This window comes from Roseovarius sp., from assembly GCF_048262375.1.
GTDB lineage: Bacteria > Pseudomonadota > Alphaproteobacteria > Rhodobacterales > Rhodobacteraceae > Roseovarius.
Window position 1 is genome coordinate 133,507 of record NZ_JBLXFE010000004.1, and the last position, 15,747, is coordinate 149,253.

Below are 15,747 nucleotides of genomic sequence, written 5' to 3' on the forward strand. Positions count from 1 at the left end.
CCTGACTTCAACGGAGCGCCCCTGCATGTTCGCCTTGGCATCGACCACCACCCCAGCCAACACAGGCCCGGCCCCCAGCCGCGCCGCGCCAACGCTTGCTCAAACCCCAATCGCGCCCGCTCAGGACTTTACCGCACTTTTTGACGCGGCCCAGACAGCCACCCCGGACAAGAGCCTGATCGCTCAACAAGCGGCACTCTCTCCCCCCGCGCAAAGCCCGGTGATCGCATCCCAACTCTCGCCTCAAAGCGCCGTTGATATCAGCGCGCAGAGCATGCCTCAGGACGGCCCCCAGATCACCGCTCAGGGTGAGGCTCTGACCGCGCAACCCACCACAACCGCTCCCGAAAACGACCGTCTTGTCGAACCGCAGGATGCGGGCCAGATCCCCGGGCAGATCGCGGAACAAGCCGAGCCTCAGACCAAAGAGGAACGCGCCGCCGAGGGAACACACGACGACCAAATCGCGCCCGCAGCCACAGGCACGGACACCGCCACAGGCACAGACACAGACACAGGCGCAGGCACAGACGCAGGCACAGACGCACGCATGAACGAGGGCGCGTCCGCGTCCCTGCCAACGCAGGTCCAATCGGCACCGCGCGACACCGCGCGCAGCAGACTTGATCCGAAATCCTCGCCGGACATCGCAGCCACAGACGAAAACTCAGATCTCTCCACCCTGCCCGAAGCCCCGGCCCCGGCCCCGGCCCTCTCGCCCGTGGCGCTGCCAATCGCGGCCCCCCTCACGCCCGGGACCACGCCACAACAGCCGCTGACCTCTGCAGAGGCCCCCATCGCCACAGCATCATCCGCACCAGAACCGGCGGTGATCGCGCCCGACGCGCCCATGCCAGCCGATGTCAGCCCGGCCGCTCTCGGGTCCGGGCTTGCCAGTGCAACCGTCCTGCCGCAGCCCGCAACCAGCACCGCTGCCCTTGCCACAGCGATGACGCCCTCTTTGTCTCAGCCTCTCGACTTTTCGGCGCCCTCTTGGCCCGAACAGATGGTGCAGGACATTCGTCACAGCACCGTTGGCGACATCGACGCCATGACCATTACCCTCACGCCGGAACGGCTGGGCACCCTGCAAATCCGGCTGGAGATGCAGGATGGTCTGACCCATGTCCACATCGTCACCGAAACCCCCGAGGCCGCCCGCGCCATCGCCGAGGCACACCCCCGTCTGGCCGAGGCCATGGCCCGCGCCGGGCTGGAGATGGGCAATCAATCAACCGGCACGATGGGGGGCTCCGGCACCTCTGGCGGCGATGCCAACCCCCGCAACGGCGGCCAGCCTGCGGCCGACTCCGGCATAAACACCGCCGCATCCGAACCAGATGCGGCCCCGACCCAGACCACGGCCCCGCGCCGTTCCTCGCTCTCTTCCATTGACCTGATCGCCTGAGGTTTCCCATGACCGATGCTGCACTCCCCGATCTCGACGCCCGCCCCAAGGGTAGATTCCTAAAGAAAATTCTAATGTGGCTGCTGTTCGCACTCCTGCTGGGCGGTGGCGGCTTTGGGGCTGGGTTCTATGTATCAGGCGGGCGGCTCTCGCCGTCGCAAGAGGTGCTGCGCCTGATCGAGCTGGAAACAGCCATAGCCGATGCAGACACGGAAACCGGCCCCAAACGCATCCCCCGGGAAAAGTCGGAAACCACCGCCTTTGAGACCCGTTACCACGAATTCCCCGATCCGCTGACCACCAATCTCAAGGGCTCTCGCCGGTTCCTTCAGATCGGCGTCGGGGTCTCCACTCAATATGACGAAAGCGTCATCGCTCATGTGGAAACCCATGCCATGGCGCTGCGCTCGGACATGCTGGCGGTCATCTCTGGTTTTAGCGAAGAGGATGTCGAGGGCACCGCAGGCCGAGAAGCGCTGGCCGACGCGCTCAAAACCGCAATCAACACCCGCCTCGAAACGCTCGAGGGCTTTGGCGGGATCGAAAGCGTGTTCTTTCCCTCCTTCGTTCTGCAATAGGTTCCACCATGGCCCGTTCCACCACCAACGCCACCCACAAGCTCAGCTCCAACGAAGTTGCGGCCCTCGTCGATGGCCTGCTCGACATGGAGAAAGAGCAGAGCCACGGAACGGAAAGCGTCAAGCGCTACAAGTTCGGCTCCGACAACCTGTCGATCATGGGCGATTACCACGGGCTGCGCATGGTCAACGAACGGTTTTGCCGTCTGGCACGGCCGGTGTTTCTGCCCTTCCTGCGCATGCACCCGCGCATCTCGGCCTTCCCCCCCGAGGTCAAGAGCTTTACGCATTACTGCGATGAACTTGAGAATTTCGTAAGCCTGACAACGGCCCGCGTCGACGCACTGCGCAGCAATCAGCTTATCATGCTCCCACCCAATTTCGTCTCGTTGCTGACGAATGCCTATTACGGCGGCAATATCGCCTATCTGACGAACGGGCGCGCAGAATTCACCGCCAGCGAGAGCCGGGTGATCGAGATCGTGACCAAGGGCATCTACCGCGCTCTCGAAGCGGCATGGCGCGATCTCGTGCCGCTGACCTTTGCCAGCCCGGTGCATGAGGACAATCTGCAATTCGCCACCTTCGTCGAAAGCGAAGAAAAGGTGGTTTGCTGCTCCTTCATCATCCAATTGCCCGAGGCCGACCCCGCCACGCTCGACCTCATTTACCCGCTTCAGGCGCTCAAACCCATCGCGGCCCGGCTGCGCTCCCGGATGCAGTCGGATCAGGTTGCGGACGATCTGCGCTGGCGCAGCCGCCTGCGCGAGGCGGTGATGGCGGTGCCGCTGAATGTCACGGCGCGTCTGGCCGAACCCAACGTGCCGCTCAGTGCGCTCACAGGATTGCGCCCCGGACGGGTGGTGCCGGTCGATCTGGCTCCGCGTCCGCAATTGCTGGTCGAGGGCACGCCGCTCTTTGACGCCGAACCGGGTGCCCAGAACGGGCGCGCCGCTCTCTCGCTGTCCCGCCGCATAAAACCCTGATCCCAAGGAGATCTCCAATGATCGACCAAACCCCCGACAGCACGACGAACGATATGCCCGACATGGAGCCGCACAATGTGGATCTGGGCCTTCTGGCCAATGTCCGCGTCAGCATGACCGTCGAAGTGGGCAACACCCAGATCACCCTGCAAGATCTCTTGCGCCTCAACGAAGGCTCGGTGGTCGAACTGGACCGCATGGCGGGCGATCCGCTCGACATTCTGGTCAATGGCACCCCCATCGCCAAGGGCGAGGTGGTCGTCGTCGGTGAGAAATTCGGCATCCGCTTTGGCGATATCGTCGATCCGAAACAGCGCATCGAAACCGTCTGACCCCACCGCACCGCGTGGCACGAAACCTGCAGGGATTGGATCAACCATCCCTTGCAGGAGAGACCCACGTGGAACTGCTGACCCCCGAGCGCATCCTGACCCTGGCGGGCTTTCTGGGCCTTCTCGTCCTTATCTGGGCCGCTATCCGCCTCAACCGCGCACCGCTTGCGGCCCGGCTTGGCGCAGGCCGCAGCCTTGAGTTGGCCGAAACCCTCAACTTGGGCGGCGACAGCCGCGCCGTTTTGTTGCGCGCCCAGGGACAAACCGTGCTGGTGGTGATGAGCCGCAAATCCGGCACGGCCCTCACCCTCCTGTCACCGGCCCCCGTGACGGAGGACGCAGCATGATCCGCCTCGCTGCGCTTTTGACCTTTGTCCTCTTGCTGCCCGCGCCGGTGCTGGCGCAACAGGGCCTGCCTGCAATCACCCTCTCGGATGAGGGCGGCACCACCTATTCGCTTTCGTTGCAAATCCTCGCGCTGATGACGGCGCTCACGGTGCTGCCGTCGCTGGTGCTGGGCATGACCGCCTTTACCCGCATCATCATTGTCCTGTCGATCCTGCGTCAGGCCATGGGCACCCAACAGACACCCCCCAATCAGGTGCTGATCGCCATTGCGCTCTTTTTGTCGTTCTTCGTCATGCAACCGGTTCTGACAGATATCTACGAGACCTCGCTCAGCCCCTATCTCGACGGCCAGATGGCCCCGGATCTGGCCATTCGCGGCGCTTGGGACAAACTGTCAGGCTTCATGCTCGCCAATACCCGGCAAAATGACCTGCTGATGTTCTCTGAACTGGCAAGTGATGCGCCCTATGCCAGCGATGCCGAGGTGCCGGTCGCAGTGCTCTTGCCCGCCTATATCACCTCGGAACTCAAAACCGCCTTCCAGATCGGTTTTTTGCTCTTCCTGCCGTTTCTGGTGATCGACATGGTGATTGCCTCGATCTTGATGGCGCTCGGCATGATGATGCTCTCGCCGATGATCGTATCACTGCCGTTCAAACTGTTGTTGTTCGTGCTGGTCGATGGTTGGGCGCTGACCATGGGCTCGCTCGCCTCCAGCTTTCAAGGGGCGCTCTGAGCCATGGATTTCGACGCCAACATAGAACATCTGCGCATGGCCTACTGGAATATCCTGCTGACGGCGGGACCGGTATTGCTGGTGGCGCTCGCCGTGGGTCTTGTCATCGGCATCCTTCAGGCGGCCACCTCGATCAACGAATCCACGCTCAGCTTCGTGCCCAAAATGGCCATCGTGATCCTGACCATGGGGCTGATGTCGGGATTCATGCTCAGCACGATGTCCGATTACTTCCTGCATGTGTTCGACACCATCGCGACGATGCACTAAGATGCTGCCGGATTTCGCCCCCTCCGCCACTGGCCTGCCAGGTCTGGAACTGACACAGCTGACGGGGCTGGCACTGCAATTTCTCTTTGCCATGCTGCGCATCGGGGCCTTTGTCCTCTCGGCACCGCTGTTTGCGGCACGCTTTATCTCGTTGCCGGTGCGCATCATCATCTCGGTTTGCCTCACGGTCCCGCTTATGGGACAGGTTCCGATCCCGGACCCCGATACGCTCGCCTCGCTCTCAAGTGTTGTCTTTGCGATGCGGGAACTGGCGATCGGGCTTTCGGCCGGGATGGTGCTGCAAATCCTCTTTGCTGCGGCGGTCATGGCCGGGGACCGCATCGCCAATACCGCCGGTCTCGGTCTCGCGGCACAGGTCGATCCCTCCACCGGCACGCAATCGCCGGTGATCGGGCAATTCTTCACGCTGCTCTTGCTCGCGATCTTTGTCACCGAGGATGGTCATCTCACCGCCATTCGCCTCATCCTCGACAGTTACCGCTTCATTCCAATCGGCACGCCGATCAACGGCACTGTGCTTTTGGATGCAGGCATGACCGCCACAACCGCCATGTTTCTCAATGCGGCGCAATTGATGATGCCGGTCGTGTCGGTGCTCTTGCTGCTGAACATGGTGATCGGCGTGATCACCCGCTCCGCGCCCTCGCTCAATATCTTCGCCTTTGGCTTTCCACTGACCATGACAGCAACGCTGCTGTTGCTTTTTCTCACTGTCACCAGCCTTGGCCCCGCCCTTTCGGAACGGGTGGCACAAGCCTTGCAGCATCTCTTGCAGATGTTGAACGGATTACCCAATGGCTGACGCAGACGACGGACAGGAAAAAACCGAGGAACCAACCCCGAAACGCCGCCAAGAGGCGCGCGAAGAAGGCCGGATCACCACCTCGACCGAAGTCTTCGTGCTGGTCACGATGGGCATGGGCGCGCTCGTCCTGAGCGCCGGGCAATGGGCGTTGCCGGGCCTGACGGGGGTCTGGGCACAGGGGCTGGTCTTCGACGGGGCGCAATCGCTGGACGCCATGATGTTCGAGCGCACGCGCAGCATGATGCTCTGGATGCTTGCGGCCGGGCCGGGGTTTGGCCTGTCGCTGCTCGCCGCCGTTCTGGTCGCGCAAGGCGCCATGGGCGGGCTCAACTTCGCCCCCAAGGCGCTCGGCTTCAAGCCTGAAAAAATCAACCCGATGACCGGGCTTGGGCGCATGGCCTCAATGAAATCGCTTGTTGATCTGCTCAAGGCCGTGCTCAAGGTCACGCTCTTGCTGACGGCAGGCGTGCTGATGCTTAAACCTCTGCTGCCCGCGCTCGAAAGGTCATCCTCCCTTGCCACTGGTGATGCGATGGTGCTCTTTGGCACGGCGATGCTGCGGGTTCTGGGCGGGCTGCTGATCGGCCTCGTGGGGATTGCCGCGCTCGATCTGGGCTGGCAGATCCACTCCAACACCAAATCAATGCGCATGTCGCGGCAGGACATCAAAGACGAATCCAAGGAATCCGAAGGCTCGCCCGAGCAAAAAGGGGCGATGCGCCGTCGCCAGATGCAGGCCTCGCGCCGCGCCTCGGAACGCAAGGCGCTGGCCGATGTGCCACTGGCCACCGCCATCATCACCAACCCCACGCATTTCGCCGTGGCCCTGCGCTATGAGCCGGGCACCGATTCCGCGCCGCGCATCCTTGCCATGGGCAAGGGGCCGATGGCAAAGGACGTGATCCGCCGGGGCCGCCGCGCAGGCGTGACCACACTTCAGGTGCCGCCATTGGCCCGTGCGCTTTACTTTACCGGCGCAATCGGCCGCGAAATCCCCGACGCTCTCTTTTCCGCCGTGGCTGTGATCCTCGCCCATGTCTGGCGACTGGAACAGGGGCAGCCCGCCCCGATGCCCGATGTGGATCTGCCACCCGATCTTACCCTCGACGAATTCGGTCGCCCCCTCAAATGGAGAACCCAATGACACACCGCCGCCGCTCAACCGGAGAGATGATCTCGACCCTCTGTTTCATCGGTGTGGGCCTGTGGTCGCTGGGCACCGCGCTAGAGGCTCCACAACCCAAGGCCGTGCTGCTCATCCTGTGTGCCGTGGCCTGCCTTCTGGGCGCCGCACGCCACCTGATCGCCCGACAGTTCGACCGTAGTTAGACCACACCACCCCTATATTTCGCCCCCTTCCCCGAATAAATCGCAACAGTTGCCAAAGGATTCCCCCCCAGCCGCACCGAAACTATTGAACTTCACCCAAGAATAGCTATCAAATGGATTAGGTTTACGGTGTGCAGGGCTGGGGTAGTGTCACTAGGCCGAGATTGAAAATATAGCGCAGGACAACCCAGGCAATGTCTATGAAAATTCTACTTGCAGATGACCATAACCTTCTGGCCGAGGCCGTGGGCAACATGCTCAACGCGCAGCCCGGCAACGTGGCGATCACCACCGATTCTTATGATGGCATTCTCAGCCTGCTGGCAGAGCATTCCGATATCGACATCGTGCTTCTTGATCTCAAGATGCCCGGCATGGTCGGCCTCGCCAGCGTCAAGAGCGTTATCGAAAAATCCGCCCCGGCCAAGGTGGTGCTGTTTACAGGCATGGTAGACCGGCATTTCCTGCAAAGCGCGCTGGAACTTGGCTGCAAGGGGCTGATCCCCAAAACCATGCCACTGCAATCCCTCAACAGCGTGTTGCAACTGATCATGTCGGGACAAACCTTTGTGCCGATGGATGCAGGGACACCCAGCCTCGACAAATCCAGCCACGATCACGACCTGTCGGAAAAAGAGTTGTTCGTACTGCGCCTCGCAGCCGATGGCCTGACCAACAAGGAAATCGCGCGTGACATGAGCACCAACGAGGTCACGGTCAAAATGCACATGCGCTCGATCTGCAAAAAACTGGGGGCCCGAAACCGCGCCCATGCCGCGATGATCAGCCGAGAACGCGCGCTGATCTGAGCGCGGCCCGGCCAAAGCCAACGCACAGGATGCTAGTCCGTCAGTGAGCCCGCGTGAAACACCATCTCGCGGCCTGCGTCATTGGACAGGATCAGGATATCGCCCATGACCTCGACCAATGTCATGTCACTCAGGGCCCGCAGATACCGCGCCTCAGCCTCCAATTCCGGACAGGCCCTCTTGGTGACGGTGACAGCTTCGGCTGAAAACCACGGATAGGGTGCGGTCTGTCGCCCGGAATAGCTGTTGCAGGGGGCCGTTCCGGTCAATGCACCCTCATCCGGAAGGCTCAGCGTGGCCTGCGCCGCAAACGCCACACCATCAATGCTCTTGAGCCGCCAGATTACATCAGCCCCGCCATGTCCGGTGACGGTCTCATCCTTGCAATAGCCCAGCATCGACAGGGCCATGACCGCTAGGGCCAGCCGCATCCGCCCTACCTCAGCGCCAGAATAAGATCGACCAGCGATCCGATCGCCGGGGCAGCCTGATCCTGTGCCGGATCGCGCATCGCCTGCATGCCAATCGCCGACGCATAAAGAATCCGCGCCATCTCGGCATTGCCGATGTCGCAGGCGGACAACAGCCGATGCAACCGCTTGAGCCGCATGTCATCCACCGCACGCACCGCCTCAGCCGCAAGGGAATCTCCCCCCGCCCAGGCCCGGATTGCTGATTCGGCCCGCAATGCCAGACGGTCGCCCTGCGCAGTGGCCGCAATGCGTTGCACGGTGTCGCGCAGCTGCGCGGTATCCGTGCCCGCCTCTGATGCGGCGTCCAACGCGGTGGCCGCATCCGCCTGCCACATGGCCAAAAGCGCCCGATGATAGGCGGGAACATCGACAAAATGCCAGTAAAACGAGCCTTTGGTGGCCCCCAAGCGCCGCGCCAGGGGCTCTGCCCCCAAGGCTCCCGGACCAGCCTCGCACAACGCTTCGAACCCGGCCAATAGCCAGTCATCTTGCGTCAAACGGGGGCGGCGGATCGCACTCATGGGCTCAGCCATACGCAGCCAGCCCTTGGGCCGCAAGGGGCGGCAGTGTCACGGCCCGCCCGCACCCCCTGCCCGGCCAGCGCCACAGGACGGCTGTGGCGCAAACGCCACCGCAAGACCGAGAGCCCAAACCGACAGGCGGCCATAGAATGAGTATTTTTGGAACGATGAAACGAGGGAGATCCGCCATTTCCTGCATCTGCGCGCCGAAGTTTGCCGGAAGCGCGGGAAGAGGAAATGCAGGAATTCAGCGCGCCGTACCGCGTTGGCATCATCAACCCGAAGCCGCTTTGACAAGGGCGAAATCGGCGCGCATAACGGGCGCAACTTCAATCGCTTGCCCCGGAGGCCCCGATGACCCAACCGCTGTTTTCCTTGCCCAGCCCCCCCTTGGTGCCGATCACAGGCCAAGACAAAGGCTACCCGGTGCAGCGCATCTTTTGTGTCGGGCGTAACTATGCCGCCCATGCGCTTGAAATGGGCAATGAGGTGGACCGCGAGGCGCCCTTCTATTTCAACAAAGCGCCGCAAACCCTCTGTTTGAGCGGCGCCAGCATCCCCTATCCGCTGGAAACCTCGGATTGCCATTACGAGATGGAATTCGTCGTGGCGCTCAGCGCCCCCGCGTTCCGCGTCAGCGCGTCCGAGGCGATGGACGCGGTTTATGGCTATGCCTGCGGCATCGACCTCACCCGCCGCGATTTGCAAGGCGTCGCCAAGGAAAAACGCCGTCCGTGGGACATCGGCAAGGATTTTGAAAACGCCTCGATCATCGCCCCGCTCACCCCCAAAGCCGAGTTTGGTGCCATCGCCGATCAGGCCATCCGCCTGAGCGTGGACGGACGCACCCAGCAAGAGGCGACACTGGCCGATATGATCTGGTCCGTGCCCGAGATCATCGCGCATCTGTCGCGCTTCTATCATCTGGAACCGGGCGATCTGATCTATACCGGCACCCCGGCGGGCGTGGGTCCGGTGCAACCCGGTAACGTGCTCTTGGGCGAAATCGACGGTCTGGCGCCGCTGCATCTGACCATCATCGCCCCAGAGTGATCGGATGACCGAACCGGCCCAATCCCGCCTGCAATATGTCCCGGTCACGCTCTTTACCATCGTCATGGGGCTCTGCGGCTTTACCCTTGCCCTGCGCGCGGGCGAATCGGCATTGGGCCTCTCCCATGCGGCCTCATGGGCGGCGCATGGGTTGACCATGACGGTCTTTGCCGCCGTAGCGCTTGGCTATCTCGCCAAGGCAATCCGCCACCCCGGCGCGGTGGCCGCAGAATGGCGCCATCCGGTCAAACTGGCGTTCTTTCCGGCGATTTCGATCGCGCTGGTGCTGATGTCCACCGTCATGCTGGCCCCCGCACCGGGCATTGCGCATGTCATGTGGCTGACCGCCGTGCCGATGCAACTGGTCCTGACCCTTGCCGTGGTCAGCGGCTGGATCAGCGCGCGCGCCTTTCAGCACGGACATCTCTCACCGGCATGGTTCATCCCGGCGGTGGGCAATGTGATCGTGGCCATCGCGGGCGTGCCGCTCGGCTACCCCGAGATAAGCTGGTTCTTCACCAGCATCGGCCTCGTCTTCTGGATCGTCCTGCTCACGCTGGTGATGAATCGCCTGATCTTTCACGATCCGCTGCCCGAGCGCCTGCAACCCTCGCTGGTGATCCTGATCGCGCCCCCCTCGGTCGGGTTTCTGGCATGGGTGCAACTGGTGGGCGGCGTCGATGCCTTTGCCCGCGTTTTGCTGAATTGCGCGTATCTCTTTACGCTCGTCGTCGCGGTGCAACTGCCAAAGCTTTTGAAGTTGAAGTTCTCTCTGGCCTTCTGGGCGCTCAGCTTTCCGATGGCGGGCGTCACCATCGCCAGCTTTACCTATGCCGAGGCAGCGGGATCACCGGGACACCGCCTGATCGGCCTCGCGCTCCTCTTCGCGCTCTGCGTGATCATCGCGGGCCTTTTGTGGCGCACGCTCAAGGCGTTGCAGGCAGGTGCGATCTTTCAACCGGACTGAGACGGGCGCAGGCCCCGATCGAGGAGCCGCGCATTTGAGACCGGCACCAGCCCCTTACCCCAGCAACCTGCGCGCAATCACCTGCGCCTGAATCTCTGCCGCCCCCTCAAAAATATTGAGAATCCGCGCGTCACAGAGAATCCGGCTGATCTTGTATTCCAGCGCAAAACCGTTGCCGCCGTGGATCTGCAACCCGTTATCCGCCGCAGCCCAGGCGACACGGGCCCCAAGCAGCTTGGCCATTCCTGCCTCCAGGTCGCACCGCCGCCCGTGATCCTTTTCCCAAGCCGAGAAATAGGTCAGTTGCCGCGCCACCATGATCTCGACCGCCATCATCGCCAGCTTGCCCGACACGCGCGGAAACGCGATCAGCGCGCGGCCAAACTGCTTGCGGTCCTGCGCATAGCGCATCGCCACATCCAGCGCTGATTGCGCAACCCCCACGGCGCGCGCGGCGGTCTGAATCCGCGCACTCTCAAAGGTCTCCATGAGCTGCTTAAAGCCCTTGCCCTCTTCGCCACCCAGCAGGTTCTCGCCCTTGACATGGAAATTGTCGAAACCAAGCTCGTATTCCTTCATGCCCCGGTATCCCAACACCTCGATCTCGCCGCCGGTCATGCCGGGGGTCGGGAACGGCACATCATCCGTGCCGGGGGTTTTCTCAGCCAGAAACATCGACAGCCCGCGGTGATCGGTGGTGTCGGGCACCGTGCGCGCCAGAAGCGTCATCACATGGGTGCGCGCGGCATGGGTGATCCATGTCTTGTTTCCCGTCACCTTCCAATCGCCTGCCTCGTCCTTGACCGCACGGGTGCGCAGACTGCCCAGATCCGATCCGGTGTTGGGCTCGGTGAAAACCGCCGTCGGCAGGATTTCGGCGCTGGCCAGCTTGGGCAGCCACTGCGCCTTCTGCGCGTCCGTGCCGCCGCAGAGGATCAATTCGGCGGCAATCTCGGACCGGGTACCCAGCGACCCCACCCCGATATAGCCCCGGCTCAATTCCTCGGACACTACGACCATTGACGCCTTGCTGAGGCCGAACCCACCGAACTCCTCGGGGATGGTCAGGCCGAATACGCCCATCTCCGCCAATTCCTCGATGATCTCCATCGGAATGAACTCATCCTTGAGATGCCAGTCATGCGCATAGGGCTCGACCTTCTCGACCGAAAACCGCCGGAACTGCTCGCGGATCATTTCCAGCTCTTCATCCAGCCCCGTGCGCCCCACGGTGATCTCGGCGGCGCGTTCCTGCATCAACTCCACCAACCGGCTGCGCGCGGCTTGGGTATTGCCTGCCTGCATCAGCAATGTGGCAGCGGGGTCCATCATCAGCTCCGCATCGTCCGGGCCAAGGCCCAGATCCTGCAGACGCACCATCTCACCCTGATTCATCTGAATCCCGCCAGCGATCTGGCTCAGATACTCACCGAACGCGATTTGCAGGATCAGCTGTTCGACCTCGCCAAACTGATCCTTTTCCTCCAGCCGCGTGGCCCAGTTCTGCATCTGCCGCAGCGCCTCGACATAGGTCGCCAGCCACGCCAGCCCGTGTGCTGCGGTCTGGTTGGCCTCGATCGCAGCCCCCGATACGCGTCCCTCGACAGTGACCGTTGCGCGCACAGCGTCCTTGGCCCGTTCCAACAGCGCCTCGGCAGGGACAAGCGCTACACTGGTCATCGCCAGCAGGTCGCCCAGAATGATCGGTTGTGCCATCGCAAGATCCTGTCCGTCATGTGCCATGAATCGCATCCTTTTTCTAATCTCGTGCCTTTTATCTATTATGCAGGTGCAGCGCAACTATTATGCCTTTTGTCGCAGGTTTTTGTTCTAAAGTTGCGCGTTTATTTTCCGCACTGCAGCACTACCCACGGGCCAAAGCCCTGTCAGACCGGGTGGCAAAGGCGATCAGTTCAAAATTGCCTATCCCCATGGTGCCCCGCATGTTGAGGGTTTCACCGGAACGCCGAACATCTATAAGACTGCCACATGGAAGCATTTTTTGACATAGACCCAACTTGGGGTTGGACCTTGGCCTTCATCGTGGCGCTCTGCGCCGGGATGGTCAAGGGCGTGGTGGGCTTCGCCATGCCCACGGTGATGATTGCCGGGCTCAGCACGGTGATGTCCCCGGAACTCGCACTTGCCGGGCTCATTCTGCCGACGCTGGCCACCAATCTCTGGCAGGCGCTGCGACAAGGCGCAGGCCCGGCCGTGGCCTCGGTCACCCGCTTCCGGGTGTTCCTGATTGCGGGCGGCGTGGTCATGGTCTGCGCGGCGCAACTGGTGCCGGTGCTGCCGCCCTCGGTGATGCTGCTCTTCATCGGGCCGCTGATCACACTCTATGCCGCGTCCACCCTCCTTGGGCGCGGCCTGCGCCTGCCCCCGGAACCGGGGCTAAAGGGCGAGGCAGGCATGGGCGCGCTCGCGGGTCTCTTTGGTGGACTCTCGGGCATCTGGGGGCCGCCCACCGTCGCCATGCTGATCGCGCGCAGTACCGAAAAGACCGAACAGATGCGGGTGCAGGGCGTGATCTACGGATTGGGTGCGCTGGTGCTGCTTGGCTCGCATATCGGCTCGGGCGTGCTGCGTGCCGAAACCCTGCCACTCTCCGCCGCCATGGTCGCCCCGGCGCTCCTTGGCATCTGGATCGGGTTTCGACTTCAGGACCGATTCGATCAGGCCACCTTTCGCAACATCACCCTCTGGGTGCTGCTGATGGCCGGGCTCAACCTGATCCGGCGCGGGGTGATGCTGCTCTGATCCCAAAGACCTTACAAAATACGGCTCAAACCTTACAGAGCTTACACCGTCTCAGCCCCGCTCAACCCGCGCCGCCATGCGGGCCACGAACCGCGCGCGCGCCTCGGGCAGCGGCTTATTGCCCATCTGCGGCGCCAGATGGGCACTCAGAAAATGCCCCGTCACGGTAAATCCTTGCAGGATTTCCGCATCCGGTGCTGGCCCGTGCCCCATCAGACACGGCGGCAATGGCAAGAGCCTGTCCACCCATTCCCCCGCCCCTGCACGCGACACCGCGCGCCCGGTTTTGGGTGATATGTAACTGAGATCATTTGCCTTTTCTCCCATTACCGCACAGGTGCTCAGGTCCAGACCGAACCCCAAGTCCTCCAATAGCGCCAGTTCCCAATGCAGATAGGCCAGTGGCCAGACCTCTGCCTCCGCCAACAGATCGAGAAGGGTCTCGGTGCGCCGATAGAGCGCGTCATGCGCCTCGCGTTCGGGCAAGGCAAACAGCAACAGCGCACAAACCGCATTCAACCCGGCAAGGGTCAACGGATTCCCCAACACCCCCGCCCGCGACCGAACAGGCTCCACCCGGAATGTTCCGATATGATCCTCCAGCCGCGCCCGCCATTCCAGATCAAGCTGCGCACCGGGCTGTAGAACAGGGGCCATGCGCCGCGACGCGCCACCGCGCACCACACCCGCATGACGCCCGCGCTCCGGCGTAAAAACCTCAATGATAATAGAGCTTTCCCCGTGGCGTCTGCTGCTCAGAAGGATGCCCTGATCGCGCCACTCCATCGGTTTCTCACGCCTCCAGCCCGTCATGATCAAGCAGGTGACGCCCCTCCCGGTCCTCTACTTCGATCACCCAGAGGTCGGGATCATAGCCCCGCTGCCGGAGAATTGCGGCATCGACCGCAGCCTCATCTCCCTCAGCCAACACAACCCAGACCCGCGCGCCGGTGCTCAGATCAAACGACCGCTGCCAGACCCGCGCCTGACCGTTGAGCGTGTTGAGCTTGACCAAAACCGCGCCGCCGGTGTCATCGCCATGCGCCACCACAAAGGCCGGAATCCCCATCAACCTGAGCCGCGCCAGATAGGCATCGACCCAAAAGCGCGCGATCAGCCGGGCCATGCCACCCCGGCCACAACCTGTGTCGCACGGTCGAACTTCAGTAATTTCACGAGCAAGACCAAGCGCATACGCCTAGTTCCCATCCTTGAAATCCAACCCCATTTCGGAATACCGCTCGGATTCTTCCTGCCAGTTTTCACGCACTTTCACCTGAAGAAAGAGATGAATGCGGCGACCAAGGAATTCTTCCAATTCCTCGCGTGCCGCCTTGGACACGGCCTTGATCGTCTCGCCCTTGTTGCCCAGAACGATACCCTTGTGCCCATCCCGCATCACATAGACCACCTGATCAATCCGGGCCGACCCATCTTTGCGTTCTTCCCAATGCTCGGTCTCGACGGTCAGCTGATAGGGTAATTCCTGATGCAGCCGCAGCGTCAGCTTTTCACGCGTCATCTCGGCGGCGATCATCCGCATCGGCAGATCGGCGATCTGATCCTCTGGATAGAGCCACGGCCCCTCGGGCAGCTCGCCCGCCAGCCAATGCCGCAGGTCGTCCACCCCATGCCCCTTTTCAGCGGAAATAAGGAACGTCTTTTCAAAGGCAAAGCGCTCGTTCATGTCCTTGGTCAGGGCCAGCAGAACCGGCGCCTGCACCCGGTCGATCTTGTTGATGGCAAGCGCCACCTTGCGCCCCTTGGCAATGCCGGTCAGCCCTTCGAGGATCCGTTCCACGCCTTCGGTCACACCACGATGCGCCTCGATCAAGAGGACCACCACATCGGCATCCGACGCGCCCCCCCAAGCGGCGGCAACCATCGCCCGATCCAGCCTGCGGCGCGGTTGAAAGAGGCCGGGTGTGTCGACGAACACCAGCTGACTCTCACCTTCCATCGCCACGCCCCGAATGCGCGCGCGGGTGGTTTGCACCTTGTGGGTGACGATGCTGACCTTGGCCCCCACCATGCGATTGAGCAGGGTGGATTTGCCCGCATTGGGCTCTCCGATCAGGGCAATAAATCCGGCGCGGGTGGTCATGGGATGGGTCTCGACTGTTATGATTGACAGGCTCTAGCCGATTTGACGCGCCACGACCAGAGCCGAGCGTCAGTTCCCACAGCCAAAGGGCACAAAGGTGCGGGGCCCGCCCCCATTCATCGTCAGCTTGGCGCGCATCTCCACGAGCGCGCAACGCAGCGCCCGGACCCAGCACTTGATCGTCAGCCCGCGCAACAGGCCCCCCGGCAACAACCGCACGGCACTCACCTGCAAGCGGCGCATT

General features: G+C 62.4%; 21 protein-coding genes. 14 read left to right on the top strand and 7 right to left on the bottom strand.

Annotated features, from left to right (window positions below; translation table 11 throughout):
- The first annotated feature begins 25 nt into the window (after positions 1–25).
- The 11 genes from ACN0SW_RS06230 to ACN0SW_RS06280 all read left to right on the top strand — a co-directional run bounded on the left by ACN0SW_RS06230 (position 26) and on the right by ACN0SW_RS06280 (position 7,622).
- Positions 26–1,408, top strand: coding sequence for a flagellar hook-length control protein FliK (locus tag ACN0SW_RS06230; protein WP_417727050.1), 1,383 nt, complete (start codon positions 26–28; stop codon positions 1,406–1,408).
- Between the two features lie 8 nt (positions 1,409–1,416).
- Positions 1,417–1,986 carry a flagellar basal body-associated FliL family protein gene (locus tag ACN0SW_RS06235; protein ID WP_417727051.1) on the top strand — a complete coding sequence of 190 codons (570 nt, stop codon included), beginning with the start codon at positions 1,417–1,419 and terminating at the stop codon, positions 1,984–1,986.
- A gap of 8 nt (positions 1,987–1,994) precedes the next feature.
- Positions 1,995–2,972, top strand: a complete 978-nt coding sequence (gene fliM, locus ACN0SW_RS06240) for a flagellar motor switch protein FliM (RefSeq protein ID WP_417727052.1) — start codon at positions 1,995–1,997, stop codon at positions 2,970–2,972.
- 53 nt (positions 2,973–3,025) lie between these two features.
- Positions 3,026–3,304, top strand: coding sequence for a flagellar motor switch protein FliN (gene fliN / locus ACN0SW_RS06245; protein WP_417727199.1), 279 nt, complete (start codon positions 3,026–3,028; stop codon positions 3,302–3,304).
- A 68-nt stretch (positions 3,305–3,372) separates the two neighbouring features.
- Positions 3,373–3,651 (top strand): hypothetical protein, encoded by a 279-nt coding sequence (locus ACN0SW_RS06250; RefSeq protein WP_417727053.1) that lies wholly within the window; start codon positions 3,373–3,375, stop codon positions 3,649–3,651.
- Positions 3,648–4,388 carry a flagellar type III secretion system pore protein FliP gene (gene fliP, locus ACN0SW_RS06255; protein WP_417727054.1) on the top strand — a complete coding sequence of 247 codons (741 nt, stop codon included), beginning with the start codon at positions 3,648–3,650 and terminating at the stop codon, positions 4,386–4,388. Before ACN0SW_RS06250 ends, fliP begins: the two co-directional genes overlap by 4 nt.
- Positions 4,389–4,391: 3 nt before the next feature.
- Positions 4,392–4,658, top strand: coding sequence for a flagellar biosynthesis protein FliQ (fliQ, locus tag ACN0SW_RS06260; RefSeq protein WP_417727055.1), 267 nt, complete (start codon positions 4,392–4,394; stop codon positions 4,656–4,658).
- A 1-nt stretch (position 4,659) separates the two neighbouring features.
- Complete coding sequence (gene fliR, locus ACN0SW_RS06265) at positions 4,660–5,481, top strand: flagellar biosynthetic protein FliR (RefSeq protein WP_417727056.1); 822 nt, start codon at positions 4,660–4,662, stop codon at positions 5,479–5,481.
- The gene (locus ACN0SW_RS06270; RefSeq protein ID WP_417727057.1) at positions 5,474–6,628 is read left to right on the top strand and encodes an EscU/YscU/HrcU family type III secretion system export apparatus switch protein; all 1,155 of its coding nucleotides are present in this window, start codon (positions 5,474–5,476) and stop codon (positions 6,626–6,628) included. Before fliR ends, ACN0SW_RS06270 begins: the two co-directional genes overlap by 8 nt.
- Positions 6,625–6,813, top strand: coding sequence for a hypothetical protein (locus tag ACN0SW_RS06275; protein WP_417727058.1), 189 nt, complete (start codon positions 6,625–6,627; stop codon positions 6,811–6,813). The genes ACN0SW_RS06270 and ACN0SW_RS06275 overlap by 4 nt, the downstream gene beginning before the upstream one ends.
- 200 nt (positions 6,814–7,013) lie before the next feature.
- On the top strand, positions 7,014–7,622 hold the full coding sequence (locus ACN0SW_RS06280) for a response regulator (RefSeq protein ID WP_417727059.1): 609 nt from the start codon (positions 7,014–7,016) through the stop codon (positions 7,620–7,622).
- Positions 7,623–7,654: 32 nt separating this feature from the next.
- Here ACN0SW_RS06280 and ACN0SW_RS06285 read toward each other — a convergent pair whose 3' ends face one another.
- Together ACN0SW_RS06285 and ACN0SW_RS06290 are read right to left on the bottom strand one after the other, a co-directional pair.
- The gene (locus ACN0SW_RS06285; RefSeq protein WP_417727060.1) at positions 7,655–8,053 is read right to left on the bottom strand and encodes an META domain-containing protein; all 399 of its coding nucleotides are present in this window, start codon (positions 8,051–8,053) and stop codon (positions 7,655–7,657) included.
- A gap of 5 nt (positions 8,054–8,058) precedes the next feature.
- Positions 8,059–8,628 (bottom strand): TetR/AcrR family transcriptional regulator, encoded by a 570-nt coding sequence (locus tag ACN0SW_RS06290; protein ID WP_417727061.1) that lies wholly within the window; start codon positions 8,626–8,628, stop codon positions 8,059–8,061.
- Positions 8,629–8,970: 342 nt separating this feature from the next.
- Here ACN0SW_RS06290 and ACN0SW_RS06295 point away from each other — a divergent pair, with 342 nt between their 5' ends.
- Both ACN0SW_RS06295 and ACN0SW_RS06300 read left to right on the top strand, forming a co-directional pair.
- On the top strand, positions 8,971–9,669 hold the full coding sequence (locus ACN0SW_RS06295) for a fumarylacetoacetate hydrolase family protein (protein WP_417727062.1): 699 nt from the start codon (positions 8,971–8,973) through the stop codon (positions 9,667–9,669).
- A gap of 4 nt (positions 9,670–9,673) precedes the next feature.
- Entirely contained in the window at positions 9,674–10,636 is a 963-nt protein-coding gene (locus tag ACN0SW_RS06300) for an SLAC1 anion channel family protein (protein ID WP_417727063.1), read from the top strand.
- A 54-nt stretch (positions 10,637–10,690) separates the two neighbouring features.
- Here the strand turns inward: ACN0SW_RS06300 and ACN0SW_RS06305 are convergent, their stop codons facing one another.
- Positions 10,691–12,379 (bottom strand): acyl-CoA dehydrogenase family protein, encoded by a 1,689-nt coding sequence (locus ACN0SW_RS06305; RefSeq protein WP_417727064.1) that lies wholly within the window; start codon positions 12,377–12,379, stop codon positions 10,691–10,693.
- Between the two features lie 246 nt (positions 12,380–12,625).
- Here ACN0SW_RS06305 and ACN0SW_RS06310 point away from each other — a divergent pair, with 246 nt between their 5' ends.
- Entirely contained in the window at positions 12,626–13,399 is a 774-nt protein-coding gene (locus ACN0SW_RS06310; RefSeq protein ID WP_417727065.1) for a sulfite exporter TauE/SafE family protein, read from the top strand.
- A 51-nt stretch (positions 13,400–13,450) separates the two neighbouring features.
- On the opposite strand, the gene recO is transcribed toward ACN0SW_RS06310, so the two are convergent.
- The 4 genes from recO to ACN0SW_RS06330 form a co-directional block, all read right to left on the bottom strand.
- Positions 13,451–14,185, bottom strand: a complete 735-nt coding sequence (recO, locus tag ACN0SW_RS06315; protein WP_417727066.1) for a DNA repair protein RecO — start codon at positions 14,183–14,185, stop codon at positions 13,451–13,453.
- 7 nt (positions 14,186–14,192) lie between these two features.
- A complete protein-coding gene (locus ACN0SW_RS06320) occupies positions 14,193–14,525 on the bottom strand; it encodes a DUF1491 family protein (RefSeq protein ID WP_417727067.1) in 333 nt (110 codons plus the stop codon).
- A 72-nt stretch (positions 14,526–14,597) separates the two neighbouring features.
- A complete protein-coding gene (era, locus tag ACN0SW_RS06325; protein WP_417727068.1) occupies positions 14,598–15,503 on the bottom strand; it encodes a GTPase Era in 906 nt (301 codons plus the stop codon).
- Between the two features lie 69 nt (positions 15,504–15,572).
- The gene (locus ACN0SW_RS06330; protein ID WP_417727069.1) at positions 15,573–15,746 is read right to left on the bottom strand and encodes a hypothetical protein; all 174 of its coding nucleotides are present in this window, start codon (positions 15,744–15,746) and stop codon (positions 15,573–15,575) included.
- Between the last annotated feature and the right edge of the window lies 1 nt (position 15,747).

Bases quoted from the DNA above. Each gene is read 5' to 3' on its own strand.
- fliR (WP_417727056.1), top strand. From the start codon at position 4,660: ATGCTGCCGGATTTCGCCCCCTCCGCCACTGGCCTGCCAGGTCTGGAA.
- ACN0SW_RS06310 (WP_417727065.1), top strand. From the start codon at position 12,626: ATGGAAGCATTTTTTGACATAGACCCAACTTGGGGTTGGACCTTGGCC.
- ACN0SW_RS06320 (WP_417727067.1), bottom strand. From the start codon at position 14,525: ATGGCCCGGCTGATCGCGCGCTTTTGGGTCGATGCCTATCTGGCGCGG.
- fliM (WP_417727052.1), top strand. From the start codon at position 1,995: ATGGCCCGTTCCACCACCAACGCCACCCACAAGCTCAGCTCCAACGAA.
- ACN0SW_RS06235 (WP_417727051.1), top strand. From the start codon at position 1,417: ATGACCGATGCTGCACTCCCCGATCTCGACGCCCGCCCCAAGGGTAGA.
- ACN0SW_RS06305 (WP_417727064.1), bottom strand. From the start codon at position 12,379: ATGGCACATGACGGACAGGATCTTGCGATGGCACAACCGATCATTCTG.
- ACN0SW_RS06295 (WP_417727062.1), top strand. From the start codon at position 8,971: ATGACCCAACCGCTGTTTTCCTTGCCCAGCCCCCCCTTGGTGCCGATC.
- ACN0SW_RS06275 (WP_417727058.1), top strand. From the start codon at position 6,625: ATGACACACCGCCGCCGCTCAACCGGAGAGATGATCTCGACCCTCTGT.
- recO (WP_417727066.1), bottom strand. From the start codon at position 14,185: ATGGAGTGGCGCGATCAGGGCATCCTTCTGAGCAGCAGACGCCACGGG.
- ACN0SW_RS06330 (WP_417727069.1), bottom strand. From the start codon at position 15,746: ATGCGCCGCTTGCAGGTGAGTGCCGTGCGGTTGTTGCCGGGGGGCCTG.
- ACN0SW_RS06280 (WP_417727059.1), top strand. From the start codon at position 7,014: ATGAAAATTCTACTTGCAGATGACCATAACCTTCTGGCCGAGGCCGTG.
- ACN0SW_RS06230 (WP_417727050.1), top strand. From the start codon at position 26: ATGTTCGCCTTGGCATCGACCACCACCCCAGCCAACACAGGCCCGGCC.
- fliP (WP_417727054.1), top strand. From the start codon at position 3,648: ATGATCCGCCTCGCTGCGCTTTTGACCTTTGTCCTCTTGCTGCCCGCG.
- era (WP_417727068.1), bottom strand. From the start codon at position 15,503: ATGACCACCCGCGCCGGATTTATTGCCCTGATCGGAGAGCCCAATGCG.
- fliN (WP_417727199.1), top strand. From the start codon at position 3,026: ATGCCCGACATGGAGCCGCACAATGTGGATCTGGGCCTTCTGGCCAAT.
- ACN0SW_RS06300 (WP_417727063.1), top strand. From the start codon at position 9,674: ATGACCGAACCGGCCCAATCCCGCCTGCAATATGTCCCGGTCACGCTC.
- ACN0SW_RS06285 (WP_417727060.1), bottom strand. From the start codon at position 8,053: ATGCGGCTGGCCCTAGCGGTCATGGCCCTGTCGATGCTGGGCTATTGC.
- ACN0SW_RS06270 (WP_417727057.1), top strand. From the start codon at position 5,474: ATGGCTGACGCAGACGACGGACAGGAAAAAACCGAGGAACCAACCCCG.
- ACN0SW_RS06290 (WP_417727061.1), bottom strand. From the start codon at position 8,628: ATGGCTGAGCCCATGAGTGCGATCCGCCGCCCCCGTTTGACGCAAGAT.
- fliQ (WP_417727055.1), top strand. From the start codon at position 4,392: ATGGATTTCGACGCCAACATAGAACATCTGCGCATGGCCTACTGGAAT.